General features: G+C 61.7%; 14 protein-coding genes and 1 pseudogene. 12 read left to right on the plus strand and 3 right to left on the minus strand.

The genetic code is table 11. The features are described 5' to 3' along the window. Positions 1 to 10,945, plus strand: a 10,945-nt coding sequence (locus tag J6497_RS37265; RefSeq protein ID WP_446479936.1) for a filamentous hemagglutinin family protein, incomplete at its 5' end; no start/stop codon positions are given. 1,000 nt (positions 10,946 to 11,945) lie between these two features. Here J6497_RS37265 and J6497_RS37270 read toward each other — a convergent pair. Then, the gene (locus J6497_RS37270) at positions 11,946 to 12,563 is read right to left on the minus strand and encodes a TetR/AcrR family transcriptional regulator (protein WP_225709172.1); all 618 of its coding nucleotides are present in this window, start codon (positions 12,561 to 12,563) and stop codon (positions 11,946 to 11,948) included. Positions 12,564 to 12,841: 278 nt separating this feature from the next. On the opposite strand from J6497_RS37270, the gene J6497_RS37275 reads away from it, so the two are divergent. Then, entirely contained in the window at positions 12,842 to 13,201 is a 360-nt protein-coding gene (locus J6497_RS37275) for an ATP-binding cassette domain-containing protein (protein ID WP_225709184.1), read from the plus strand. A gap of 126 nt (positions 13,202 to 13,327) precedes the next feature. Here the strand turns inward: J6497_RS37275 and J6497_RS37280 are convergent, their stop codons facing one another. Further along, positions 13,328 to 14,500, minus strand: a complete 1,173-nt coding sequence (locus tag J6497_RS37280; RefSeq protein WP_225709173.1) for an acyl-CoA dehydrogenase family protein — start codon at positions 14,498 to 14,500, stop codon at positions 13,328 to 13,330. A gap of 91 nt (positions 14,501 to 14,591) precedes the next feature. Here J6497_RS37280 and J6497_RS37285 point away from each other — a divergent pair, with 91 nt between their 5' ends. The 3 genes from J6497_RS37285 (at position 14,592) to J6497_RS37295 (ending at position 18,748) form a co-directional block, all read left to right on the plus strand. Beyond that, complete coding sequence (locus J6497_RS37285) at positions 14,592 to 16,262, plus strand: long-chain-fatty-acid--CoA ligase (protein ID WP_225709174.1); 1,671 nt, start codon at positions 14,592 to 14,594, stop codon at positions 16,260 to 16,262. Positions 16,263 to 16,595: 333 nt separating this feature from the next. Next, on the plus strand, positions 16,596 to 17,903 hold the full coding sequence (locus tag J6497_RS37290; RefSeq protein ID WP_225709175.1) for an MFS transporter: 1,308 nt from the start codon (positions 16,596 to 16,598) through the stop codon (positions 17,901 to 17,903). A 56-nt stretch (positions 17,904 to 17,959) separates the two neighbouring features. Continuing rightward, on the plus strand, positions 17,960 to 18,748 hold the full coding sequence (locus tag J6497_RS37295) for an AraC family transcriptional regulator (RefSeq protein WP_225709176.1): 789 nt from the start codon (positions 17,960 to 17,962) through the stop codon (positions 18,746 to 18,748). Positions 18,749 to 18,768: 20 nt separating this feature from the next. On the opposite strand, the gene J6497_RS37300 is transcribed toward J6497_RS37295, so the two are convergent. Further along, on the minus strand, positions 18,769 to 20,307 hold the full coding sequence (locus J6497_RS37300; RefSeq protein ID WP_225709177.1) for a class I adenylate-forming enzyme family protein: 1,539 nt from the start codon (positions 20,305 to 20,307) through the stop codon (positions 18,769 to 18,771). A gap of 172 nt (positions 20,308 to 20,479) precedes the next feature. Here J6497_RS37300 and J6497_RS37305 point away from each other — a divergent pair, with 172 nt between their 5' ends. The 7 genes and pseudogenes from J6497_RS37305 to J6497_RS37335 all read left to right on the plus strand — a co-directional run. Next, positions 20,480 to 21,553, plus strand: a complete 1,074-nt coding sequence (locus J6497_RS37305) for a glutathione S-transferase N-terminal domain-containing protein (RefSeq protein ID WP_225709178.1) — start codon at positions 20,480 to 20,482, stop codon at positions 21,551 to 21,553. Between the two features lie 27 nt (positions 21,554 to 21,580). Then, the gene (locus J6497_RS37310) at positions 21,581 to 22,291 is read left to right on the plus strand and encodes a glutathione S-transferase N-terminal domain-containing protein (RefSeq protein ID WP_225709179.1); all 711 of its coding nucleotides are present in this window, start codon (positions 21,581 to 21,583) and stop codon (positions 22,289 to 22,291) included. Positions 22,292 to 22,300: 9 nt separating this feature from the next. Next, positions 22,301 to 22,599 (plus strand): annotated as a pseudogene (locus J6497_RS37315) (FAD-dependent oxidoreductase); the annotation flags it as partial. A gap of 292 nt (positions 22,600 to 22,891) precedes the next feature. Beyond that, a complete protein-coding gene (locus J6497_RS37320) occupies positions 22,892 to 23,572 on the plus strand; it encodes an STN domain-containing protein (RefSeq protein WP_225709180.1) in 681 nt (226 codons plus the stop codon). Further along, positions 23,565 to 24,164: an RNA polymerase sigma factor gene (locus tag J6497_RS37325; protein ID WP_225709181.1), complete on the plus strand. Its 600-nt coding sequence runs from the start codon at positions 23,565 to 23,567 to the stop codon at positions 24,162 to 24,164. The genes J6497_RS37320 and J6497_RS37325 overlap by 8 nt, the downstream gene beginning before the upstream one ends. Positions 24,165 to 24,174: 10 nt before the next feature. Continuing rightward, a complete protein-coding gene (locus J6497_RS37330) occupies positions 24,175 to 25,182 on the plus strand; it encodes a FecR family protein (protein WP_225709182.1) in 1,008 nt (335 codons plus the stop codon). Between the two features lie 154 nt (positions 25,183 to 25,336). Beyond that, positions 25,337 to 26,499, plus strand: a 1,163-nt coding sequence (locus J6497_RS37335) for a two-partner secretion domain-containing protein (RefSeq protein ID WP_225709183.1), incomplete at its 3' end; no start/stop codon positions are given.

Consider the following 26,499-nt stretch of genomic DNA (forward strand, 5'->3'; position numbering starts at 1 on the left):
CGAGAGCGAGGAGACCGCGCTCAACAGCCAACGCGACGGGCTGATCGCGGCGTCGGCCACCGCCAACCAGCAGCGCAGCCAGCAGGCGACCGGCCCGTTCGACAATCTTTCTTTGCTCGCCGACCGCCTCGATCAGTCGCGCATCGAGATCGTCACCGGCGGCAACGTGATCTTCAAGGGCGGCGCGTCGCAACAAGCCGGATCGCTGACCATGGCGCAGGGCGGGCAGGTGGCGGTCTCCGCCGGTGGCCGCATCTTCACCGAGAGCGGCGCCACCATCGACGTCTCCGGCGTGCGCAACGTGTCGCTGGCGATGTCAGCCAACAACATCATGATCAACATCCAGGGCAATGAGCTGCGCGACTCGCCGCAGAACCGCGACAGCGACGCGCTGAAGAACGCCGACGTCTGGATCGATATCCGCGACCTGGTCTACGTGCCGTCGGGCACCGGCGGCTACGCAGGCGATCGCTACTACACGCCGGGCGGGCTGCTCGAGGTCGGCGGCTATCTCGCCAACACCTCGCACAAGATCGGGGAATGGAGTGCGGTCGGCGGCACCATCACGCTGTCGGCGCTGGAAGTGATCGCGCAGGCCGGATCGGTGTTCGACATTTCGGGCGGCTCGGTCCATTACGAGGCCGGCTATATCCGCACCACGAACTTCCTTGGGGCCGACGGCCGGCTCTACAACATCAACGACGCCCGTGCCGACATGACCTTCTATGGTCTCGGCCAGGGCTTCATCCGCCCGCATGATCGTTGGAAAGGCGAGAACTGGGACCTCACCGAGGTCTGGACCAGCCCGTTCGGTCGCGGCCGCGAGAGCGTGCGCTGGGAAGAGGGCTACACGGTCGGCCGCGACGCCGGCCAACTGATCCTGTCGACGCCGACCGCGATCTTCGAGGGCGATATCCTGGCCGATGTCGTGCAGGGCGAACGGCAGTCCACTGCGCGATCGGATGGAGCTGATGACGGGTACAAGCTCGCGCAGAACGTCGTGGCACAGGCCGGCACGCTGGCGCTCGGGCAGTATACGGCGATGGGCCGCGCCAATGTCTATAATACGGACGTGCGCATCGCCGACGTCGAGGGCGTGACTTCCGGCCTTGATGCAAAAAGTGCGCTGCCCGCAGGGCGTACCAATACCCTTTGGCTCGACGCCGGCCACCTCAATGACCGGAAGCTTGGCGGCATTGATCTCGCCACCGGCGATAAGATCAGCGTCGACGCCCCGCTGTCGGTGGCCGACGGCGGCTCGGTTTCCCTCATCGCGCCGATGGTCGACGTCAACGCCACCATCACTGCAAGGGGCGGCTCCGTCACCTTGACCAATGTGCTGAATAGCGCGACCGCCAATGGCGACACTATTGAGATAGTACTGTTGCCCGCCATTGGCAGGGCCGGCATCACCCTGAACCCGGGTTCGTTCATCGATACGCGCGGGGTGTGGACCAACGCGCCGCTCGATCCGGACGGCGATCTTTCCGGCCTCGCCTTGATCGATGGCGGCGACGTCGTCGTCCGCAGCACCGGGGACGTGACGCTCTCCGTCGGCGCGCGCATCGATGCTTCGGCAGGCGGCGCCATTCTGGTCAATGGAAAAACGAAGGGCGGTGCGGGCGGCGACATTAGCCTGATTGCCAACTATGGGCCAGAAAACACCACCATCGTCACCCCAAACGATCACGGCAAGCTGACCCTCGACGGCGAGATTGCCTCCTACGGCTTCACGCGCGGCGGCAAGCTGACCCTGGGCAGCGACGGCATCGTCGTGGTGGGCGAGGATTTCAACCTGGGAACATCGATGCAGGCGGGCCAGGTGTTGCCCGTGGATGTGGTGCTGACCAAGGAGGTCGTATGGCCGGCCGGCGTGCCGCTGCCCGCGCCGGCGGTGGCGCCGAAGGACGAGACGATTCCGCGAGGCTTGCTCACAAGCGACTGGGTCGTCGCGGCGGGCGACAATATCGTGTTGACCGCGGACCTCTTCGTCGGGCCGAATGCAATGAATTATCGGGATGATTATGCCGGTTATTACTACATAGACCCCACAGGACAATCGGCGGGGCTCTTCAAATCCGCCGGCGGACTCATCGCAAAAGGCAGCACGCTGGTGACCGCGGTGACCTTCCTCGCCAATCTGGTCGAGGTCCGGAACGGCGACCTCAACTACACGCTCGTCAGGACCTGGGCCCAGGGCACCGTTGTGTCTGCTCCCGTCACCTATCACGCTGGCGACGTGCTGAAGCAGGACAGCTATCTCGCCGTTCCGATCCAGTTCCAGCCGGTCAACCAGCTCAACCTGTCGGCCGATCTCCTCAGCAGCGGCTTTTCGAGCTACAATATCCACGGCGATTCAGCCCTCGTCATCGGCAAGCAGAATGTCGAGATTCATGCCACGATGCCGGTGTTGCGCTTCACGCAGGAGAGCTACGGCATCGCCACCAACAGCGACCCCTATCCGACGCTGCAACACTATCTGGCGCCGGTCTACGCGGAAGACCCCTCGACCGCCACGCTGACTCAGCGCCCCGGCGTCGACCTGAACCTGAGCTCGGGCCGGCAGAGCATCGCGGAGACGATCGGCGGCTGGGTCTACGTCCCCGAGGGCGCCTCCATCGAGGTTGATCCCGGCCACTCGGTCACCCTCAGCAGCGGCCGCCAGATCACAGTCGATGGCCGCATCACGGCGCATGGCGGCAGCATCTCGCTGCTCGATACCTACAAATTTGACCCCGCCGACGATTTGGTCGCCAAGGACGGCCCGGCTGCGGCCTCGTTCTGGATCGGCGGCCGCGCGGTTCTCGACGTGTCTGCGGTTGCGCATGTCGCTGTGGACGCGCAAGGCCGCCGCTACGGCGTGCTGCCCGACGGCGGCAGGATCGAACTCGGCCGTGTGCCCGGCGACGAGGCCTCGGTCAATCTCGCCAACGCGGCCGACGCCTACATCGTCATCCGGCCGGGCGCGCTCCTCGACGCCTCCGGCACGCAGGCGGTTATCGATGTGGTGTCGTCCGGGGGCATCACTCCTGGCTTCACGCCCACGCTCGTCGCCAGCGACGGCGGCAGCATCAGCCTGCACTCCTATGATGGCATCTATGCCGAAGGCGCGCTGAAAGCTCTCTCTGGCGGCGCCGGCGCCTCGGGCGGCGTGCTCGAGCTCGTGCTGGAATCGCCCTATTACCCTACCGGCTCGACGGCCGCACTGATGGTCGGTCGCGTGCTGCGCATCGGCCAGGATACCGTTCCGGGCGCGCTGGCCGATGGTCTTTTGCCTGGGCAGGTCGACGATACGCTGGCGCTGGGCCAAGGCCGCATCAGCGCGCGCCAGATCGAAGCCGGCGGGTTCGACAGCATTTCGCTGTGGGGCCGCAACGCCGTCGTCTTCGATGGTGACGTCACTCTCGCGGCCGGACGCAGCATCACCCTGGCGAAGGGTGCCCCTTATGCGGGAGCCGCCGGCGGCAATGTCACGCTGAACGCGCCCTATGTCTTCCTGGACGGCAACGTCGGCGTTACAGTGCCCAAGGGCTATGACGCCGCCTCGACCCTGCTGCCCGCGCTTAGGAGCGTCAGGGGCGGCAGCTTCAATGTCACCGGTGCCGGCCTGATCGATGTGCGCAACACGGTCACGACGCATTTTGCCGATACGAACCTGACCAGCACCGGTGACATCCGCTTCCTTGCTGGCACGATCCCGGATGTCTCGACGCCGGCGACCAATCTGAACGCCGCCGACGGCAACCTTTTGCTCACCGCCCAGCAGGTCTATCCCGCCAGCGGCGCCGACGTTACCGTCAGTGCCGGCTATGTGGCCAGCAGTGGTGCCGTTGTCGCCAGTCATGTTGCCGGCGCCACGCTCACCATCGCCTCGGTGGACGGCTCTACGCCGGATATGCCCTATTCGGTGTTCGGCAAGATCAGCTTCTTGGCCCCCACCGTGCGTCAGGGCGGAGTGGTGCGCGCCCCGCTCGGGTCCATCACCCTCGGCGTCAATGCCGACAGCGGCGACACGTTCAACAGCCGCACCGAACTGCTGCCGGGCAGCATTACCTCCGTCAGCGCCGCCGGCTTGGTCATCCCCTATGGCGGCACGATCGACGGCGTCACTTACACGATCGATGGCAGCAAGGACAACACCGTCGCTGTCAACCTGCTGACCGGGGAGTATTACCAGGCTGATAGAAGCGACAAGATTCTGGGCACCCTGGGGGTGGCGCTCAAAGGCACGCAGGTCGTCGTCAACTCGGATGCGGTGCTCGATCTGTCCGGCGGCGGCACGCTCATGGGGGCGGCCTTCATCTCCGGCCGCGGCGGTTCGGTGGACGTGCTGACCACCGCCCTGGCCAACGCCAATCCCGGCAATTCCTTCAGCGATGCCGGCAACAAGGTCTATGCCATCGTGCCGGGCGTAGGCGTTGCACCACCGGTCGGCGGCTACAGCGCCAAATGGACGGGCGACGCGCCGGCGGTGGGCCAGCAGATTACGATCCCGAACGGTGTACCGGGTCTCGCGGCGGGCACCTATACGCTGCTGCCGGCCAACTATGCGCTGCTGCCCGGTGCCTACCGCGTCGAACTCGGCACCACCACCACCTCGCCGCTCGCGGGTGCCGTGTCGCTCGCCAACGGCTCTTACGTCCTCTCCGGCTACCAGGGCGTGGCCCACACCGCGATCCGTGACGCGCTGCCCACCCAGCTCATCGTGATGCCGGGCAACAAGGTGCGTGCCTACTCGCAATATAACGAGCAGGGGTACGCGGACTTCATGTTGAGCAATGCAGCCACGTTCGGCACGTTGCGCCCATTGCTGCCTGATGACGGCAAGTTCCTCGAAATCGACTTGGGATCGCTGGCGACCGGAGCCGACAATGCCGCTGATTTTGCCGGTGCGGCCTTGACCTTCCATGGCCAAGCTCTCTTCGGTGGAGCGCAGGGCGCCTACGACGGCAGCCTTGCAATTCTAACCAAAAACCAAGACAAATATGGCTCGACGCCCAATGAGCTGTTCATCACTGCCGATGGCAGTACGGTTCAGCGCAGCGCCGAGTTGACCCCAGTGGCAGCCTCGGCGATCAACGCCATCGGTGCCCCCGCTCTCTACCTGGGCGGTGTCCCCAAACTCGTTGCCGGAGGGGAGCTACTGATCGGGATCAGCTCGGCTTCTTATTATGTCCAACCGAAGTATGTGGCCAACCCGATCACTGTCGAAAGCGGAGCCGTCCTGCGCAGCTCCCAGGTCATCTTGGCGGGTGGCGACATCACCATTGAGAACGGGGCGTCGATCAATACGCTGGGGTGGGGCGTGCACACGCCCGATTCGCAAGCGACCGGCTATAAGTATGTCATCGACGACGCAGCGATAACGAATTTCGTCAACTCCCTGCTCGCGGTCTCCAACGGCTATCTGCAGGTTGGTTCCCTCAAAACGAATGGCGGCATTACGATCGGCGACGGCGCCAGCCTTTATGCCGAAGGTTCTATTGGTTTCGTCACGCAAGGCGTGCACTTTGCGGGCCGGCCGCTCCTGGCCGCCCGCCAACTGACATTGGCTTTGCCGTCGATCAATATCGGCAACGAGGCCGCGCTGGCTGCGGCCCGCACGTTGCCGGCGGGCCTTGCGCTCGATCAGCGCCTGCTCGATCTGCTGCTGACCGGCAATTCGGCCATCGGCGCGCCGGCGATTGAAAGCTTGATCCTCTCGGCGAGCCAATCGCTGAATTTCTACGGAAGCGTCGATCTGAATTTTAGCGGCGCCGGCCAGAGGCTGGGCCAACTGGTGCTCGAAACTCCGGCCATCTATGGCGCCGGGCGTACGGGCGACGTGGCCAGCATCACGGTGGATACCCTAGTGTGGAACGGCTTGCTGGAGAACAGCACCAGCGCCACGCCCGGAGCGATCTTGCCGGCCGGGCTCGGCACCGGCAGCTTGACCGTCAACGCACGCAATATCGTGCTGGGTTATCCTGCCGACGGCAGGCCGACAACCGCCGTCACGCTCGACCGGCTGGCGCTCGGCTTCTCGACCGTCAACTTCAACGCCAGCGAAGCCATCACTGCCAACTACAGCGGCGCCTTGTCCGTCTATGCCACGGGCGCCGATCCTTCCAGCGGGTTCAATCCCAAGACCTACGCCGGCACAGGCGGCGTGCTTAACCTCGTCACGCCGCTGCTCAGGGGCGAAGCCGATTCCGTCTTGTCCCTGTACGCCGGCCAGGCGGTCAGCCTGGTCCGGCCCGTCGGCGCTTCGCCGTCCGCCGCCACACCTGCGGCGCTGGGCGCCAGCATCGACATCACCTCCGGCGGCACCGTCAACCTCGATTCAACCGTCTACCTGCCTAGCGGCCGCTTCTCGGTGGTTGCGGCTAATGACGTTCTGCTGGGGGCCAACAGCCGTCTTGATCTGTCCGGCCAAAGCGTCGGCTTCTTCGATGTGACGAAATATACTTGGGGCGGCGACGTGCTGCTGGAAAGCACTTCCGGCAACATCGTCCAGAACGCCGGGTCCGTCATCGACGTATCGGCCAAGGGAAGTGACGCCGGTAGCCTGACGCTCACCGCAACCGGCATGGGCCAGGGCGCCGTCCTGCTCGGCGGCACCCTCCTGGGCAGCGGCGGTCCGGGTGCTTATGGTGCTTCCTTCGATATCCGCGCCCAGAAGATCGGCGCAAATGTGGGCCAACTCAGCAGCGACTTCGCGGCCCTGAACATCCGCCTCACCGACGCCGGCTTCACCGAGAGCCGCCGCTTCACGCTCAAGCAGGGCGACCTGACCATCGGCAATGAACTCAAGGCACACGATATCTCCGTCTCCGTCGACGGCGGCGGCCTTGTCGTCAACGGTACGGTGGACGCCAGCGGCGAGCGAGTGGGCCGCATCAGCCTGGCCGCGCAGGATGACGTCATCGTCAATGGCGCGCTCGACGCCCACGGTACCGTGCTCAGGGTCGATAGCCAAGGCGTCGCCATCGGCGCCACCAATACCGCAGAGATCGAATTGAGCACCCGCGACGGCCGCCTGGTGCTGAACTCCGGCGCTGTCTTCGACATCCGTTCGGCCGACGGCGTATCGCGCGGCAAGCTGACGCTCAACGCCCCGCGCCTCGGCTCCACCGATGCGAGCGCCACCGGCGCCGGCGCACCCACCAACGCCACCGGCAACGACATCGCCATCGACGCCGCCGGCCCGCTGGACATCCGTGGCGCCAAGAACATCATGCTCAACGGCGTGGCCGTCTACGCCAACGCGCCGTATCAAGCCGGCAGCACCGATACCCAGGAGATTACGCAAGCCTGGCTCGGTCTGATCGATCAGGACAGCCAGAAGTTCATCGAAAATGTCTACGGCGGCGACGTCACCGGCGGCGTGCTGGAGGCTGGCCTGCGTAGCCGGTTGCAAGGCCTATTGGCCTATGGCGACGCAGTCCACCTGAGCCCCGGAGTGGAGATCGACAGTGCCACGCCGGATGGCAACCTTGTGGTCAAGGGTGACATCGACCTTGCGGGATACCGCTACGGACCGCAGGCGGATCGCGACACGGCATCGGTCAGCTACGGCGCTGGCGAAGCGATGGCTCTGGTGATCCGCGCGGGCGGCAATCTGGACATCAACGGCAGCATCTCGGATGGGTTTAAGGCATTACCGGGAGTTCCGGCGCAATATTCCGGTTACGTGACGGACATCAAGACCGACAGTTACTTTAGCCATCTCGCCCCGCTCGGAGGCTTCTATCGCACCCTGAACACGGTCTATCTGACGGCCGCTTGGACCGTGCCGGCGACCACACTCTACAACAACTCGGGCTTCAGGCCTAAAAAAAGTGGCGCAACAGATCCCTATAACATAGGGGACACGATACCCGCTGGAACGGCCCTGAGCGGGATCTCGGTGCCGGATTCGCTCATTGGGACGGCTGATGCCCCGTCCCTCGCGAAGACATTGGTGTCGTCCGGTGTGGCCGCTCAGCCTGCCACGTCGCCTGATGCGCTGGCGCTGGCGGCAGGGTCTTCATCCTCGTCAATCCGTCTCGTTGCCGGGGCCGATCTGGCTGCCGCCGCGACGCGCACGCTCACCGCAAGCAGCGCATTGGCCGGTTCGGGCAATCTCGCTCTCAGCGACTATCACATCGTTCCTGGTTCGGTTCCGCCAGCCAGTGTCCTGCGCACCGGCGCAGGGGATCTCGATATCCTGGTCGGCGGCAACCTGTCACAGGGTTCGATCTACAACGTCTCCACCAGGGGCTGGGGCGACGAAAGCCCCGCCAACCTCTATGTCGCCGTCCAAGGGGATATGACCAGCCTGATCTATAGCGGTTATGATTCGAACGCGGCCAATACCGACACCATCCGCGCCTGGGCGAATAAGGCCACCGGCTTCGTTGGCTTTGGCGCGCTCGGCGGCGGCAACGTCACGATCCGCGTCGGCGGCAATGCGGGCAAGATGTCCGCATCGACCCTAACCGCGTTCGACCAAGTCACCTATCAAAGCACCGGATTGGTGGTTGGGGCGCAAGGCGGCGGCGACGTCATGGTTTCCATCGGCGGTCATCTCAACCCCGCTATCGGCGACGCCTATGCCGACGACGGGCTGAACGGTGTGTTCACCAACCTGCGTGGCGATGTCGCCATCAGTGCCGGTGCCATCGGTTCGGTGCCGTTGCTCTACGGCGTCAACGAACTCAACGATCCGCGCGCGCCGGACCCGACCCGCGCCATGATGCTGGGCGCCGAGGGTCCGCAAGGCGGGCCGATCGTGATGCCGGGTGACGGCTTCGTGACGTTGCGCGCCCGCGGCGATCTGGTGCTCGGCGGCGTCGGCAAGCTGGCCGGGGCGGAGACGAGCCTTTGGCAGGCGGACACGGGTATCGAGCTGTTTTCGGCCGGCGGCAATCTGGTTCCCTATAATACGAAGGACTGGGCGAACCAGAACGAAAACACTGGGAACGCAAACACGTTCACCTTGCCACCCAGCTTCTACGCGACAGCGGCGAGCGGCAGCATCTATTACAGCGGCCTGCGGGATGTCCCTGATGTTATTGCCGGGAATGGATATGGCTCGATCATCTTCAGGCTCGCGCCCTCGCCCCAGGGACAGCTCGAACTGCTTGCGTGGGATTCGATCTACGGCGCGGCTGACAGGTATATTACTGCCCCCAATCAAGGTGCACGCTTTGAAATGACCGGCGCCGACGCCGATCCCGCGCGCTTTGCAGATCCGGCACGCCTGCACGAGGGCGACAGAAACCCGATTCGGGTCTATGCCGTGGAGGGCGACGTGGTCGACGTCACGCTGGGGCAGGTGGGCCAAAGCAGCAATTTAGCCACGGTCTATGCTGGCGCAAAAGCGGTCGCGGTACGAGCCGGACGTGACATCGTCAACTTCGGTCAGACCAAGGGCGGCGGGGTGAATTCCGCCGGCGGCACCATCCCTGCGCCCAGCTTCATCCTCAATACCAATGAGAATGACGTGTCCGTCATCGAGGCCGGGCGCGACATATGGTACGCCAACGTTCAGATTGGCGGCCCCGGCAGCTTGGAAGTCACGGCCGCGCGCAACATCTACCAGGGCAACCTGGGCAGCATTACCAGCATCGGACCGGTGGCCGCCGGCGATACCCGCCCCGGGGCCAGCATCGTCATCCAGGCCGGTGTCGGCGCGGCCGGCCCGGACTGGGCGGTCTTTGCAGCACTATATCTCGATCCGGCCAACCAGGCCGACCTGACCCCGGGCCATCCGCTGGCCGATCAGCCCGGCAAGGTGGCGCACACTTACGAGGAAGAACTCACCGAGTGGCTGACGAAACGCTTCGGGCGGGACACCGGCTTGCGGTTTGCCGATGACGGCACGCCGGTCGTCTTCGACCCGGCCAGCATGGACGCGCGAGCCTTCTTCGCCCGCTTGGCGCCGGAGCAGCAACGCGTATTCCTGCGCGAGGTCTACTATGACGAGCTTCTCGCGGGCGGACGTGAATACAACGACGCGAACGGCCCGCGCTACGGTTCGTATCTGCGCGGCCGGCAGGCCATTGCCATGCTGTTTCCGGAGACGGACGCGGCGGGGACACCCATCGCGCGCGACGGCGATGTGGTCCTGTTCGGTGGCTCGGGCCTGCGCACCCTGTTTGGCGGCGACAACATCCAGTTTGGCAGCAATATCCAGGTACTCAACCCGGCCGGCCAGATCGTCATCGGCGTTGAGGGCGAGGTGCCGCCGGCGACGGCCGGCGTCGTCACCCAAGGCTCGGGCGACATCCAGATGTATTCCAAAGGCTCGATCCTGCTCGGGCTGTCGCGCATCATGACGACCTTCGGCGGCGACATCCTGGCTTGGTCGGCGGAAGGCGACATCAATGCCGGCCGCGGTGCCAAGACCACGGTGGTCTACACGCCGCCGCGCCGTGTCTACGACAATTACGGCAACGTCAGCCTGGCCCCGACCGTGCCATCGTCCGGTGCAGGCATCGCCACGCTCAACCCGGTCTCGGAGGTGCCGCCCGGCGACATCGACCTGATCGCACCCTTGGGCACGATCGATGCGGGCGAGGCCGGCATCCGCGTCTCCGGCAACGTCAATCTCGCGGCGCTGCAGATCCTCAACGCCGCGAACATCCAGGTCCAGGGCACTGCCACCGGCATCCCCACGGTGCAGGCGCCGCCGGTCGCGGCCTTGGCCACCAGCAGTAACATGACGGCAGCGACGCAGCAGGCTCAGCCAGCCGCGCCCAACACTAGCGATCGTCCGTCGGTCATCATCGTCGAATTCCTCGGCTTCGGCGGTGGCGAGACGATCTCGCCGGATGGAGGTGAAGAACGCCGTCGAGGTGGGCAAGGTCGACAGAGCTACGACCCGACGAGTTCAGTCCAGTACGTGGGCGTTGGGCAATTGACGGACGATCAACTGCGGAAACTGACGCCGGAGGAGCAGCATCGGCTCGCCCGCCAGTAGTCGGCATGAGTGAAGCTGCGCGGAAAGCATCGTGGGTCGAAACAGCTGAAAGGAGCTGCCCGGTTTCTTAACAGTCGCTGCGGCGATGCTCCTCGGGCGGCCTCTGTGAAAGGTGTTTTTGGGCTTGAAATGCACCTTATGGTTTGAAAGATGTTGGCAACATATTGAAATCACAGCAAAACGCGACCGCCCTCCGAGCGCACCAAGCGTAACGCGTTGAAATATAAGATATTTGCTTTTGAAAGTTACTCGGAAGCGCAGCTTTGGGCGAGCGTAACTCGCTGAGATTGCTAGAAGGTGGTGCGCCGCCTTCGAAATATAGAGCGGCTGTTTCGGTGGCTTCGCCACAGCAAGTTTTCTTATTCTAAGGCCGCCGAATCCTCGATTAAAGCTTCATAGCTCTGGCGACGCCAACACGCCGCGTTATTTCAATATCGACGATCTCGGATAACCTTCGGCGGCAGGGATCATACGGTTTCATCGGACCGCCAGGCAATTTGGATTGTCCCATCAAGAATCTCAATTGCCATGGCAAGGTGAGCCCAGTCCACACGTCGCGTCCGTCTGCTGAAAATAACGGCCAGTTTTGCCAACTCGTGAAGGCTCGGGCCCTGACGTCATCATACGGCTTGAGTTCACAGACCTTGGGCGGTGTTCGCGGACGCCGCCAGCCACTATGACAAGCTCTATTCCAGATCTGCTTCTTCGTCTTGCCGGGAAGCAGGGCGAGGATTTCATGCATCGGTCGCCCCCTCAAGGTCGGCGCCAGCCTAGATGGATGGAGAAATCGAAACGAGCAGTTGAAGGATCCACTAAAGCGCGATGAGATGAGGATGAATCATCATAGTGCTTTAGGTTATTGTTTGAGCATGATCTTTTCGGAAAACCGCTTCACACTTTTCCGGATCATGCTCTAGGAGTCGCCTCGCCGTCTGGCTTGCAGCAATTGCGGTAAGATCATCAACTTGATTGTGGCTTTCGCCGCCGACACTGCAAACTGCTACTGATTCAAGAAGCCCTCATGCAATGTCGCAAATACGGCTCTGCCTTTCTTGAGCAGGTCGTACTTCCGTCCGTAGAGCAGCCACACGGCGGTGACGTGGCACATGCCGCCCATGAGGAGGGACATCGCCAGGTAGGGATCAAGGTTCTTCCGGTATACACCGGATCGAATGGCCTGCTTGATAAGTTGCACGTAGCGCAGGGCGTATCGGTCCACGGATTTCTTGATTCTTGGCTCGGCTGCGGTAACGCTTGGCCAGATTTCCAGGAAGAACACACGTCCCCAGCTTGGGTTCTCCCGGATATATTCGAAATTCGATAAATAAGTGATCCTGAGTTGCTCAATGGGGTCGGCGCCGCCCTTTACCAGGAGCGGCTCCGTCTTGTCATAAAGCGCAGCAAAATTCTCCTCGGGCACCTCGAGCACGAGGGCCCGCTTGTCTTCGAAATAATCGTAGATGCTCGATAACGGCACCTTCGCGGTTGCGGCGATTTCGGTCAGCGACGTGCGATCGATACCCTTTTCGCCAAACAATTTTGTCGCGGCGGAAAGGATCTGCTGACGGCGATCGCGGCTCCGCTGCTGCTTCAATTTCAAAGTCGTTCCTGCCACCACTCCAGCCTCCTTCAATCCGACGGACACTAGAACTCCGGCGGCGGCAGGCCAAGCCAAAGGCGTTCTCAAATTTTCGAAGAATGTTCGAAATTACTTGACGGGCGATTTCCCCGCTTCTAGCGTGCGCTCGAAGCGGTGCGGGAAAGGCACGGGCAGGAGAGGGAGTGAACCATGGCTGGAGGTCTGACGCGCAGGCGGCTTGTCAAAATGATGGGCGCAACTGCTCTGGGCGCAACTGCTCTGGGCGCTTGCGGTGGGCTGTCCGTGCGGCGTACCGCATGTTTCCACGCTTGAGGCAGCGCAGAAGCAATTCGGGAGCGGCGCTGTCGGGTGGTGAGCAGCAAATGCTCGCCATTGCACGCGGCCTGATGTGCGATCCCAAGCTGCTGCTGCTGGACGAGCTAACACAAGGATTGGCGCCGGTCATCATCGACGAGATCGTCGATGCGTTGAAATTGATCCGCGACCGGGGCACGGGAATGTCCATCCTGATCGTCGACCAGAACATGGATGTCTGCCTGTCGCTCGCCAGCCGGCACTATATCCTGGAGCAGGGGCGGATCGTCCATCAGGCGAGCTCGGCCGAATTGGCCGGAGATGCGATCGCCCAGCAGCGGTTCCTTGGCGTCGACGCTTAGAGGACGACAACTTTTCTCGCGACCCTCTCGTTTCGCGTGCTTTGCCGAGCATAATCGTTCCGGAAAAGCGGTTCCCACTTGTTTCGGATGACGCGTTAGCCGTGCCCGCGCCTCCGGCCGCCGATGTCAGTTCGGCGCGTTCTTGTGCTCGTGACGCCGGAAGGTATCGCGTGCAATGATCTGCCGCATGATCTCCGACGTGCCATCGAGAATGCCGACCACACGCGTCTCGCGCCAGATGCGTTCGATCGGCAGGTCTTTCGAGTAACCCGAGCCACCGAATAGTTGAAGGGTCGCATCGGCAACGCGCTGGACCATCTCGGCCCCGGTATATTTGGACAGGGCGGCGGCCGCGGTGCGCGCGGCGGGATCGCCTTGATCGTAGCGCCAGGCAGCTTCATAGGCCACAAGGCGGGCGGCATGAAGCGCCGCTGTCATGTCGGCAATCTCCCACTCGATCCCCTGATGGCCACGCAACTTGCGGCCGAAGGCTTCGCGCTGTGACACGTGGTCGAGGGCATAACCCAGGAGCTGCGAAGCCGCGCCGACGCAATAGGCACCCCAGTGCGTTCGTCCGGCATCGAGGCAGCGCATCGCTATGCCGAAGCCCTGGCCTTCCTCGCCGAGCAGGCAGTCGCGCGGCACGCGGCAATCCTCAAAGATCACCTCTGCATGGGCACTGCCGCGGCCGGCGGCCATTTCGACGATACGTCCGATCCGCAGGCGCGGTGTAGTGGCGTCAACTGCGAAAGCGGAGATGCCCTTGGCGCCCGCACCGGGATCATGCGTTGCGAAGACCGTGAATACGCCGGCGACTGGTGCGTTGGTGATGTAGATCTTCTTTCCATTCAGGATGTAATGAGCGCCATCACGCCGTACCGTTGTCGTGATCCGGGCAGCATCGGACCCAGCTCCAGGCTCCGTCAGCGCAAAGGCACCGATCATCCGACCGCTGGCAAGCTCGGGCAGCCACCTGTCGCGGATTCCAGGGCGGGCATAGAACTCGATCGCCTTCGAGCCGATATGCACATTGACGCCGCTGAGATAGTAGAAGGCCGTATGCGCCTTCGCGAGTTCCTCGATGGCAAGGCAACTTCCCAGCATGGAGAGCCCAAGGCCGCCGTACTCTTGGGGCGTATTGGTGCCGAACAGGCCCATCCTGCGAAGACCAGCCATCGCAGATTCGGGGACGACGCCGGTTTCCTCAATGGATGCATCGTGAGGCTGCAGTTCCGTCCGAACGAACTCCCCTACGCGATGTTGCCAGATAACGAGCTCGTCGGGCAGTTGAAAGTTCATGACGTCACCAAATTCGAATAATCTTCGAAAAATGTTGCGCCGCTCCAGCCGAAATGTCAAGCTTCTCCGAAGAAACTGCAGGAGAGGTTGGATGCTGACCGGGTTGATGCAACAGGTCCCGTTGACGCTGAATATGATACGCGAGCGTGTGGCTGTGCTTTATCCGGACAAGACGGTCACGACGCGCTTCCCCGACCGGCTTCACGTTGCGACCTACCGCGAGATAGTCGAACGGGCAGGCCAGCTGGCAAATGCCATCAGGGAATGTGGGGTTGATCGTGGTGCGCGCGTCGCTACGCTCGCCTGGAATTCCCACCGGCACCTTGAACTGTACCTTGCCGTGCCCTGCATGGGCGCCGTGCTGCATACGATCAATGCGCGGCTTTCATCGGGCGATATCGAGAAGCTGTTGGCTGACGCCGAGGATGAGCTGTTGTTTGTCGACCAGTCGATCTGGCGCACCATCTGCGCGGATATCCGCGTGCCAGCCTGCGTCAAGCGGGTGGTCGTGATGGAGGATGAGCATGTCGATGAAGCAGCGGCTCCATCGACCGATCAGGCGCGCCTATGCGCCCTCTACGAGGCCTTCATCGAAGCCCAGCCGCCGAATATTGATTGGCCCTCGCTCGGCGAAGACGAGGCATCGGGCCTGTGCTACACGTCCGGGACGACCGGCGATCCCAAAGGTGTTCTTTACAGCCATCGCTCGACCACGCTGCATACATTGGGATGCTTGTTCGTGGATGGCATTGCGATGCGCGAGCGTGATGTCTGCCTGCCGGCTGTTCCGATGTTTCACGCCAACGCGTGGGGCTTTCCTTATGCAGCAATGATGGCCGGCGCCGCTCTTGCCCTGCTGTGCCGCCAAACCGATCCCGCGAGCCTAGTCGAGCTCATCAATGCAGCCGGCGTGACAATGGCCACGGCAGTGCCGACCGTCTGGTCCAATTTTCTCGATCATCTCCGCGCCGAACCCGCATCGGCAGCGCGCATCGCCTCGATGAAGCGCCTGCCGGTCGGCGGCGCCGCCGTCAGCCGATCGCTGATCGACGGCTTCGCCCAGTTCGGGATTGAGGTCATGCATTGCTGGGGGATGACGGAAATATCGCCATTGGGATTGACCAATGTCGAACGCTCGGATCTCGCCCCGGAGGAGAGGCCGCACACCCGGACCGCGCAGGGGCTGCCGATTCCTACCTGTACGGTTCGCATCGTCGACGAGCACGGCCGTCGGCTGCCGTGGGACGGAACGGCGCCTGGCGAGTTGCAGGTCGCCAGCCCGTGGGCGGCTGCGGGCTACTTTGGCGGTTCGGCCGGTCCGGATGGAAGCAGTCGATCCTTCACGAGAGATGAAGGGCGCGAGTGGCTGCGGACCGGTGACATCGCCACCATCGATCCTCACGGCTATGTCCGGATTGTCGACCGCGCCAAGGATCTGATCAAATCCGGCGGTGAATGGATTTCGAGCCAAGCGATCGAGCTGCAGCTTGCCAATCATCCGGATGTACGCGAAGCGGCGGCGATCGGGCGCCCCGACCCGAAGTGGCAGGAGCGCCCGATCGCCTGCATCGTCCTCCAGCACGACACGCCGGAAAACCGCAAGCGCTTCGAGATGCAGTTCAAGCCGTATATGTCGCAGTTTTTTCCGAAATGGCAGATTCCCGATGAGATCAGCTTTTGGAATGATCTCCCAAAGGGAAAGACCGGAAAGATCGACAAGATGGTCCTTCGCCAGCAATTCATGCGTAACCGTGAGGGTTAGACGATGATCGAAGGACGCGAATGAAGCGCACGCGCAGCGTCTCAATAACGCCGAGGCAAGTCACAACCGACCGCGAGTGAATCGCTGATCCTGCCGGCCAGTCGTTTTCAGTGCGGAAAACTCGATTCCACGTCGGTCCTGTGTGCGCTTGTGTAGGTCGAAGGCTCGTAAGTCCTTATCTAGTGCGGTGCGAAAAGAGCCTCATGGGCGCGGCAAACCGCGCCACTTAGCGAAACTCGTGTCCATTTTGCGATACTGAATGTCGCTGAAGCGGCAAGGCATTCGCCATCAATTTGATAGCCTCCGAAAAAAAGCAATCACATCGGAGGAAACATGAGCACGGAAGCCATCAGTGTTCCCTTGGAGGAAGCGCCTACCCATCGTCCGGGCAACGTTCGGTCGGTTATTCTTGGAGCGGGCATAGGCAACGTCCTGGAGTGGTACGATTTCGCCGCCTACGCCATTTTCGCTCCGTTCTTTGCTCCTCAATTCTTCAGTCCCACCGACAAGACTGCCGCGTTGCTTTCGACGTTGGCCATCTTCGCGGTGGGATTTTTGCTGCGACCGCTCGGCGGACTGTATTTCGGTCGGCTGGCCGACCGAAAAGGACGACGCTACGCAATGGTCGTGTCTATGACGGTGACCGCAGCAGGCTGCCTGATCATCGCAGTTTCTCCAACTCACGCCGCAATCGGAACGCTTGCGCCGCTCTTACTCGTCATCGGTAGATTGGCCCAGGGTTTTGGTCTCGGCGGCGAAATCGGAGCGTCGTACACGTTCCTGGTCGAAAGCGCACCTACAAACCGTCGAGGCCTATGGGCAAGCTCGATGTTTATCGCGTTGATCATGGGATCTCTGCTAGCGACAATCGTTGCTCTCGTGCTCAACGCAGTGCTTCCGGACGGAGCCATGCAGGCGTACGCTTGGCGCATACCATTCTTCCTCGGTGCACTTCTGGGCGTTTACGCCATTTTCCTCAGGAAGGGGTTGGAAGAGCCTGATGCCTTCAAGATCGCCGAAACCAAGGGCAGCACCGATGATCGATCGACGTGGAGCTCAATCTGGGAGAACAGGATCGCCGTCTTAACGGTCATTGGGCTAACTGCCGGTCCGACCGTCAGCTACAACACTTGGGTGTCGGGCGCGACATCGTATTCGATCAACTTCAAACATATGCCGGCAAATGGTGCGCTGTGGGCGCTCTTCATTGGCTGTGTAGTTTACATTGTCGTGCAGCCGCTTTGGGGCATGTTGTCCGATCGCGTAGGACGAAAGCCGAACCTTCTCGTTGGTGCAGGGCTCGCCATTATCCTTGCCTATCCGATGGTGACACTCATCCGGGGCGAGTTCTGGCAGCTTGCCGTGGCGATTTCTGTATCAATGTTCGTGCTTGCAGCGTGGACCTCGATCTGCCCGGCCGTGTATGCGGAGCTTTTTCCGACGCGCATCCGCGCCACCGGAACCGCCATACCCTATTCGTTGACGGTGGCTCTGTTCGGCGGCACTGCACCATACGTGCAGAATTGGCTTGCGAGCGTGGATAGAATGGATATCTTTTCTGGCTACCTCGCACTGCTGAACTTGCTGACTGTCGCGACAATACTGGCGATGCCGGAAACACGTGGCCGTCCTCTCACGTGAATCAAACTTGCTAGACACTTACGCGGCGGTCGGCGAACCACGAGAGGCGCGGCGCTATGCCCCTATCAACCTTGAGTGCGGCTACGATTGCCAGCTGGGAAGCAGAGACCGGTCCTTCACCGATACACGGACTTGGCCTCGAGCTGGAGTCTGGCGGCACCATCGAAGCGCACCGTCACCACCGGGGCCAGATCATGACGGCGCCGGCCGGCGTGGTGACGGTACGAACGGGCGGGCGGCCGTTCGTGATCGCAGGCAAGAAAGGTGTGTGGGTGCCCGAAGGGACGCCTCACGAAGTGGTCGCGTCGACCGAAGTAAAACTGCGCAATCTCCAAGTCTCAAGAGAGCTCGGGCCCGACTTGCCGACTTCCGTGTGTCCCATAACCGTCTCACCTCTCTTCAGCGAGCTCCTGCATAGCGCCGTCCAAGGTAGGCAGTGGTTCGCGAGCGGTAGCCGAGAGGCGAAGGTGCTCGATCTCCTGGTCTTGGAGTTCATGCCCGCCGACGACGTTGTCTTCAACGTGCCCGAACCCAGGGATACTCGACTGAGAAGGATATGTGCAGAGCTGCAAAAGAATCCGTCGGACAACAAATCGCTTGCTGAATGGGCCGACACCGCGGGAGGGTGCACCAGGACTCTCGAGCGGCTATTCAAGAAGGAGACCGGCCTCACATTCGCTCAATGGCGTCGCCAAGTCAGGATTCAGGACGCCATCGTTCGGTTGCATCTCGGACAGTCGGTAACTTCCGTCGCGTACGACGCGGGATACGAGAACACCAGCTCCTTCATCGAGATGTTCCGCCGCGTGACCGGGCGGACGCCCGGTCAATTTCTTGACGCCTGATCGCTAACGCGTGGAAAGCGTCAGGTGGGGCGCACCGGATTGTTGAGGTAGGCTTCCAATATCGTGCGTTTAAGGGTCTTCCCAGCCGCGTTGCGTGGGAAGTCATCAAGTATGACAAGATCGGTAATTCGCTGGAACTTTGCGCCGACGTTTTGATTGATCCAGCCTTTGAGTTCGTCAATTGCGGTGCGCCTCGCGTCGGGATTTAACACGACGGCGGCAACGGGTGTCTCGCCCCATTTGTCGTGGGGTATTCCAAATACGGCAGCTTCCTGAACAGCCGGATGCCTGACGATTACCTCCTCGATGTCGCGCGGATAGACGCTGACGCCGCCAGACTTGATCATGTCCTTCTTCCTGTCTGACAGGTACAGGAAGCCATCCTCGTCGAGGTAGCCGACGTCACCCGAATGCAGCCATCCGGCGACAATTGCCTTACTGGTCAAGTCCGGGCGCTGATAGTAACCCTCCATCATAATCGGACCGCGGCCTACAATTTCGCCGACGGTGTTTGGCGGCACGTCGTTTCCGTCTGAGTCAACGATCCTTATCTCGAAGAAGGGAGGGGGCGTTCCGACTGACGCCAACTTGGACCGTGCCGTCGTCTTGTCGAGGATGGTCATGAATCCTTCGGCCAAACCATACATCTCGTAGAAGCGGTCGCCGAGATGTTCCATTAGTCGGCGCTTCTGGGACAAGTGAAGCGTGGCGCCGAGGGAAATGAGAGCCTCGAGCGATTTAAGACGCGCAGGATTGAATGACGGGCAGTCGAGCAGGGCGATGATCTGAGACGGAACCATGACCATGTGAGTAACCTTCTCCTGCTCGATGGTCTCGAGAATGTGTTCCGGGTTGAATGCTTCGTGCAGGATGTACTTTCCCCCGAGGAAGAAGCTCGGCAGCAACGTCATGAACGCGCCGTTGAAGACGAGAGATCCCGTATGCAATGAGACGCTCTCCGGCGTCATTCGCCAGGCTATGGAATAGAGCGTGCAGTACATCGATCTCGCATGGTGGCTGAGCACTATCCCTTTGGGCTCTCCGGTCGTTCCGCTGCTATAGACGATCATCAAGGGGGCAGACCCATCAACATCGCATCGCGGGGACTCTGTTGTCGGAGCGTTAGATACGAACTGATCGTAGCTCTTGTGATCCTCTAGGCGCGCCCCGACCACAATCCTGTGTGTCATCGGGATCCCGGGACTGTGAGGGCCCGAAGGCCTCAACTCTCGGGCCGCCTCCGGCGAAAGTAGCGCGAAGACCGAGTCCGAGTGATCAATGAGGCCTTTGAGCGCAATCCCATTGAGTAGTGGGCTCAATGGAACGGCCACTGCCGCAATCCTTGCCGTTGCCCAGTAGAGGTCCACCATCTCGAGGCAGTTGGGAGTTACGCAAGCGACCTTATCACCTTGCTTGACGCCCAGAGCGAGCAGCGCGTTCGCCAGCCGGTTGATCCGCCTGTTGAAGTCGGAAAACGAAAGCCGCTGCTCACGGAAGACGATTGCCGTCCGGTCAGGGTTAAAGCGGGCGCGGTTGGTGAGAACGCGAGCGAGATTCATGGGGTTCCTCGGCCAGGTTGTTTGCAGAAGCTTCCCAAAAAACGCGGGTGCCTTCTCAGCCATAAACGGCAATCAATACGGCGTAAGGGACAACGCCAACTTGCCGTGTTTGCCGTAACGTTTGTCGCACTCGCCTCAAGAGGGAGAAGATGCAGTGCGCTAGCGTGCGGGCATGAAAAGCGCAACCGCTCCCACGCCGGCCACCGACACAACCGCACGATACAAGCTATTTGGATCGATCGGATCACCATACGCGCTCAAGCTCAGGTCGCTGATGCGATACAAGCGGCTTCCATTCGATTGGATGCCGGCGACCCTGGACTGGATCCCGGAGGACCTTCCCCATCCGCCGCTTTGCGATGCCTCAAATCGGAAGCTTGCTGGGTTGACGCCACGTGTCGTGCCGGCGGTCTATTTGCCGGGAGACGGCTCGATCCGAAACGAATCGACCACGCTCGCCTACCTCCTCGACGAGCGGCATCCGGAACGAGGAGTGGTGCCAAAAGACCCGGTGGTCGCGTTCTGCTCCGACCTTCTCGAAGATATGGCGGACGAATGGTTGGTGAAAATCGCTTTCCTTTATAGGTGGGGCAACGATCTGGATGCAGCCTACAAGAGCCGGATCGTCACCGGTGAATTCCTTGGTGGTAATTATCCGCAAGCGCTATTCGAGAAGGCCGCAAAGCATTTCGCCTCTAGACAGCAGTCGCGCATGCCGCTCGTAGGCGCGACAACCGAGAATGCCGCGCTGATACTGATGAGCTTCGGTCGCCTTCTGAGCGCGATGAACCGCATATCGGAAAAGACGACGTTTATCTTCGGAGACGCCCCCACGCTTGCAGACTTCGGCTTCTATGGACAATTGCAGTCGCTCGCCACTGATCCGACGCCCTGGACGGTGATGCGACAGGAAGGACTGGGAGTGTTTCCTTACCTCCAGCTTCTGGAGGATGCGTCAGGCATCGAGCCGACTAACATGAGCATGGCAGCCCTAAGCGCGGGAAGCGTCGAACTGCTTCGGCTCGCCGCAGAAGTGTATCTTCCATATCTGCGAGCGAATGACAAAGCCGTCGCAGCAAACGAGCAATCGTTCGCGCTCGAAGTCAAGGGGCTGCGTTACATGCAAGCACCCTTCAAATATCACGCGAAATGCTATCGCATCTTACGAGAGAAATTTGCTGCTCTCCAACAGACGGCTCGCTCTCAGGTCGAGGCCACCCTTGGCAGCGTCGAACTCCTATCCTGACATAAGTGGCTGAAGAAAAGCGTAGACATGATTGATCTCTATTATTGGCCCACACCGAACGGATGCAAGGTCACCATTCTGCTTCATGAGCTGGACATCCCCTACAGGTTGATATCGCTGAATATCGGCAGAGGCGATCAGTTCAAGCCCGAATTCGCCAAAATCAGCCCGAACAGGCGCATGCCCGCGATCGTCGACTTGGAGCCCGCAGACCGTGGCGCCCCGATCTCAGTATTTGAATCTGGCGCGATCCTGATCTACCTCGCGGAAAAGTATCAGCGGTTCCTGCCGACATCTCCGCGCGATCGGTACGCTGTCCTGCAATGGGTGATGTGGCAAATGGGCGGCCTTGGTCCGATGTGTGGCCAAGCACACCACTTTCGCCAGTACGTCAGCACTCCGATTCCTTATGCCTCCGAGCGCTATACCAACGAGGTGAACCGTCTATATGGAGTGCTGGACGCGCGCCTGGCTGACTGCGAGTTCGTCGCGGGAGAGTATTCGATTGCCGATATGGCTTGCTGGCCCTGGATCAAGCCGTACAAAGGACAGGGCCAGAATCTCGATGACTTCGCTCACCTGAAGCGCTGGTTCTTGGAAATGAATAAGCGCCCCAAGGTGCGCAAAGGATGGAACGTCGGCCGGGAATGGTTGAACGGAGGTCCAGTCGTTACCGAAGAATCCAAGGCGGTTCTCTTCGGTCAAACGGCGGCAAAAGGCCAGGCGGTGGAGGGTTGAGGCGCCGCCATGGTTACTTCGAACGCCGACCTGGTGGTGATCGGCGGTGGATCGGGCGCGTGCGTGCAGCGCGCATAGCCGCCGGACATGGTGCGCGCGTGTTGCTCGCGGAAGAATACCGCATGGGCGGCAGTTGTGTGATCCGCGGGTGTGTACCCAAGAAGCTGATGGTCTATGCCTCGCACTTTCGTCGCGAGCTGGATCACGCGGCGGCATTCGGCTGGACCATTCCTCCCGCAACGCTCGACTGGACGACGTTGATCGACAACATGGACGGCAAAATCGAACGGCTTGAAGCGGCCTATACAAACAAGTTTGGTACGCGGGCCGAGGCGTAGGCCCGGTAAGTGGCGGCGCCGTTGTCGTCAAACCGTAATATTGCCTCACTAGCGTGCGCCACGGATGTCGACCCCAGCCTTGGGAATGCGACATCGTGTTTTTAACCGTTAGTAGGCAGGCCGTCCGGCATTTCTAGACCTGAAATCGCCTCCTGAGCCGTACGGGTGGGCGGCACTGATGCGTGGTAGCGCGAAGAACAGAAAATGTAGGAGCAAGCGTACCGCATTTACCTACCTCTGTTACGGATGGGCCGTAGCGCTTATGTTCGCGGCTTCGATCCTTCTTGCCGAGACGAGCGGGGCGTTCGCGCAGGTATCCGGCTCAGCTACAGAATACCAATTCGATATTCCGTCGCAGCCGCTCGCATCGTCGCTCAAGGTCTATAGCATCACCACTGGTTTGGAACTCTATTACGAAAGCAGCTTGGTGGATCGTCATCGATCGCCAGCTCTTCGCGGCTCATTTTCGCGGGACGCGGCCTTGCGGCGGCTCTTGGAGAGCACCGGACTCTCGATCGCTTCATTCGAGCCGGGCACAGTCACGATTCTTTCACCCGCGCAGCCAGCGAACGGGCACGATCTAGCCGCGCTCAAGAGCAAAGCCGCTGAATTCACGCCTTACTTTGCCGTCATCCAGGCCGGTCTGCGTGCAGCGTTTTGTCGGGTGTCAGCGATTCAGGTCGACGCCGCGGAGCTCATCATTCGGCTTTGGATCGCTCCGACCGGTGCCGTCGCGCGCGCTGAAATCCTTTCCAAAACGGGCTCGGAAGAACGGGATCGCGCCTACGCCGCGGCCATCCGCACGCTTGCAATCGGTCAGGCCCCGCCGCCGGCAATGCCGCAGCCGGTGACGCTGATGATCCTGCCACGGACATCACCGACGGCGGCGGAATGCGCGCAACCTCGTGGTTCGAGTCCTGTTCGGGCGTCGACCTATGAGTGACTCGTCCGTAGCGGCACTGCGTCAGGCGCTCATCGGCCAGTACGATGAGTTGAAGAGCGTATTGACGCGGCGCCTCGGGTCCGAAGACCTGGCTGGGGAAGTCCTGCAGGAAACCTATCTGCGTCTCGAGCGGCCGGCACGCATCGGGCGTGTGGTCAGCCCGAAGCACTATCTTCTGACGATTGCCACCAACATCGCCCGGATGGGCTTCCGCCGTGATCGGCGAGCGGTGAACCTGTCCGAACTTGACGCTGTGCTCGGCTTTGTCGACGAGATGCCAGGTCCTCTGCAAACTCTCGAAGCACGTCAGGAGATCGAAGCATTGCAGCGAGCGTTTGACGAACTGACACCGCGACGCCGCCAAATCATCGTTGCCGTGCGGGTGGCGGGCAGGCAACTCTCTGATATCGCGGAGGAGTTGGGCATTTCGCAGCGTCTTGTCGAGAAAGAACTGAAAATCGCTCTGATGACGTGTGGGGCGCGTTTGAGCCGTGACGTGATTCAACGGTTCGGTCCGGGGGCATCTCAAGCATCCAAAGGATACGCGGCCGCGATTGCGGCGCGTGACGGGCGCGATGACGAAACGCGATGAGTCCAATCCAATGACCCTGTCGGCGGCAAGCACGGACGACGAGGCCTTCGGTCTCGATCCTGTTCAACGTGAAGCCTATGAATGGATCAGCCGGTTCATGCGCGGAGACATGACGTCGGCGGAGGTCGAGGCCATGAAGACCTGGTACGGACGGAGCCAGGCTCACTCCGCAGCCTATGCTGACGCACGCCGAGCGTGGAATGCGCTGGGACCGATTGCAAGTGCGCGGATGCAGGAAAGCACCGGTTCAGCGCCGACCGTTCAGGCAAACAGTTCGCGAACCAGGCGGTCAGCGCCTATCGGTCGCCGCGCGTTGATTGGCGGGGCCTTGGCGGCGTCCACCGCCTTTGTTTTGGCCAAACCACCGCTCGACCTGTGGCCATCCTATTCCGAGTTGATGGCGGATTATCGCACCGCAGCCGGCGAACAACGACAGGTGACGCTTGCCGATACGGTGTCGCTGGATCTTAACACCAAGACGAGCATCTCAGTCCGATCGCAAACTGCCGATCAGACTCAGATTGAACTCATTGCCGGAGAGGTGGCGTTCTCGACGAGCGCTGCATCGTCCGAGCTGACAGTATTCGCCGCGTCGGGTCGCATCGTCACAACTCGTTCCGACTTCAATCTCCGATGCGACGGTTCTCACGTTTCAATCGTCTGCCTCGATGGCAGCCTCAACGTGATGTGGAATAATAACATCACGCGGCTCAATGCCCGTCAGCAGATCAGTTACAGTGATCAAGGCGTCAGCGGCGTCATGGCTGCTGATCCTGAGAATGTGATGGCGTGGCGACACGGACAGTTGATCTTTGAAGGAACGCCGGTCGCGGAGGTGGTCGCCGAGATTAATCGCTATCGGTCAGGCCGGATTGTGCTTGTGAACGAAGATATCGGGCGACGGCTTCTGACTGCGCGTTTGCCGACATCGCAAACGGACAGGATTGTCACACAGATCGTGCACATTTTCGGTGCCAAGGCCCGCTACCTTCCGGGCGGGATCGTTCTTCTGGCCTGACGAGCCGTTGGGGCTTGTCGAATGAGTGCGGTGAAAATTTTCTGTCCGCAGCAAGAAAATCGTTCGGTCGTCGGCTCTGCCGTTCATCTCACGGGTGAGGATCGCCGTTCACGGTATCCCACCAGTCCGATGTCTCCTGCTGAGAGAGAACCCGATGCTGAACTGCGGCTCAGACTTTCGCGCCACCCAACCCCGTCGCAAGAGCCGTCGCGTCGCGTTGCTGACGGGGGCGAGCGTCATTGCGCTGACCTTCGCGTCCTCAGGGGCGTGCGCCAGGCCTCTCGGCGGACAGGCGCCGACACCATCGGCGGCGGCGATTGCGGCAGCGCAATCGGCCCAACAGGAAGCCGCCCGCGCCGCGAGCCAGTCCTCGGATGCGCTCAGGCGGGCGACGCTCGCTATCCAGGCGCAGCAGGCCAGCCAGCAGGCGGCCCGTGATGCCGCGCGCGCCGCGGCGAATGCCTCTTCGGTCCCCAATGGTCTGGGCGTGGGTGGACTTCAAAGAACAGCTGGCGCCGTCCCGGGAACCGACCTGTGGCAGGGGGCGAGCCTGCCGACACAATTCACGGACGGCGATCGCGTCAAGGTCAATATCGGGCAGACCCAGCAGAAGGCCATCCTCACCTGGGACACCTTCAACGTCGGCGCCCGGACCGACCTGCGCTTCGACCAGCAGGGCAACCGCGACTGGGTCGCGCTCAACCGCGTGCTCGGCGCCGACGGGCGGCCCAGCCAGATCCTCGGCAATATCAAGGCCGACGGCGCGGTCTATGTCATCAACCAGAACGGCATCATCTTCGGCGGCGGAAGCCAGATCAATGTCGGTGCGCTGATCGCCTCCACCGCGAAGATCTCGAACGATCAGTTCCTGAGCGGCATCTATTCGACCCAGACCGGCTCCACCTGGACGCCAAGCTTCACCGATGCGGCCGCGCTGCTCGGCAATGGTTCCGGGGGTGGTGTCGTCAGCGTGGAAGCGGGCGCCCAGATCCAGACCCATGCGCCGGCGTCCGTCACATCCGGCGGCGGGTTCGTGCTGCTGATGGGCGGGCAGGTCATCAATGCCGGCGCGATCACCACGCCCAACGGCCAGACCCAGCTCGCGGCGGGCGATGACTTCGTGCTGCGGCGCGGCTATGGCACGGACGCCAACCAGCCCTCGACGACGCGTGGCAACGAGATCGCGCCGTTGTTCGACGCCGGCAGCCGCGCCGGGCTGGTCCGCAATGACGGCATGGTCTTCAGTTCGCGGGGCGACATCACGCTCGCCGGCCGCACGATCGAGCAGAACGGCATCCTCGTCGCCTCGACCTCGGT

Origin of the sequence: Bradyrhizobium cenepequi, assembly GCF_020329485.1 — a bacterium.
Classification (GTDB): Bacteria; Pseudomonadota; Alphaproteobacteria; order Rhizobiales; family Xanthobacteraceae; genus Bradyrhizobium; species Bradyrhizobium cenepequi.

What these genes read in the sequence shown, in the direction of transcription:
- J6497_RS37330 (WP_225709182.1), top strand. Translation starts at nt 24,175, where the DNA reads ATGACCCTGTCGGCGGCAAGCACGGACGACGAGGCCTTCGGTCTCGAT.
- J6497_RS37310 (WP_225709179.1), top strand. Translation starts at nt 21,581, where the DNA reads ATGATTGATCTCTATTATTGGCCCACACCGAACGGATGCAAGGTCACC.
- J6497_RS37295 (WP_225709176.1), top strand. Translation starts at nt 17,960, where the DNA reads ATGCCCCTATCAACCTTGAGTGCGGCTACGATTGCCAGCTGGGAAGCA.
- J6497_RS37325 (WP_225709181.1), top strand. Translation starts at nt 23,565, where the DNA reads ATGAGTGACTCGTCCGTAGCGGCACTGCGTCAGGCGCTCATCGGCCAG.
- J6497_RS37290 (WP_225709175.1), top strand. Translation starts at nt 16,596, where the DNA reads ATGAGCACGGAAGCCATCAGTGTTCCCTTGGAGGAAGCGCCTACCCAT.
- J6497_RS37280 (WP_225709173.1), bottom strand. Translation starts at nt 14,500, where the DNA reads ATGAACTTTCAACTGCCCGACGAGCTCGTTATCTGGCAACATCGCGTA.
- J6497_RS37285 (WP_225709174.1), top strand. Translation starts at nt 14,592, where the DNA reads ATGCTGACCGGGTTGATGCAACAGGTCCCGTTGACGCTGAATATGATA.
- J6497_RS37300 (WP_225709177.1), bottom strand. Translation starts at nt 20,307, where the DNA reads ATGAATCTCGCTCGCGTTCTCACCAACCGCGCCCGCTTTAACCCTGAC.
- J6497_RS37305 (WP_225709178.1), top strand. Translation starts at nt 20,480, where the DNA reads ATGAAAAGCGCAACCGCTCCCACGCCGGCCACCGACACAACCGCACGA.
- J6497_RS37320 (WP_225709180.1), top strand. Translation starts at nt 22,892, where the DNA reads ATGTTCGCGGCTTCGATCCTTCTTGCCGAGACGAGCGGGGCGTTCGCG.
- J6497_RS37275 (WP_225709184.1), top strand. Translation starts at nt 12,842, where the DNA reads ATGTTTCCACGCTTGAGGCAGCGCAGAAGCAATTCGGGAGCGGCGCTG.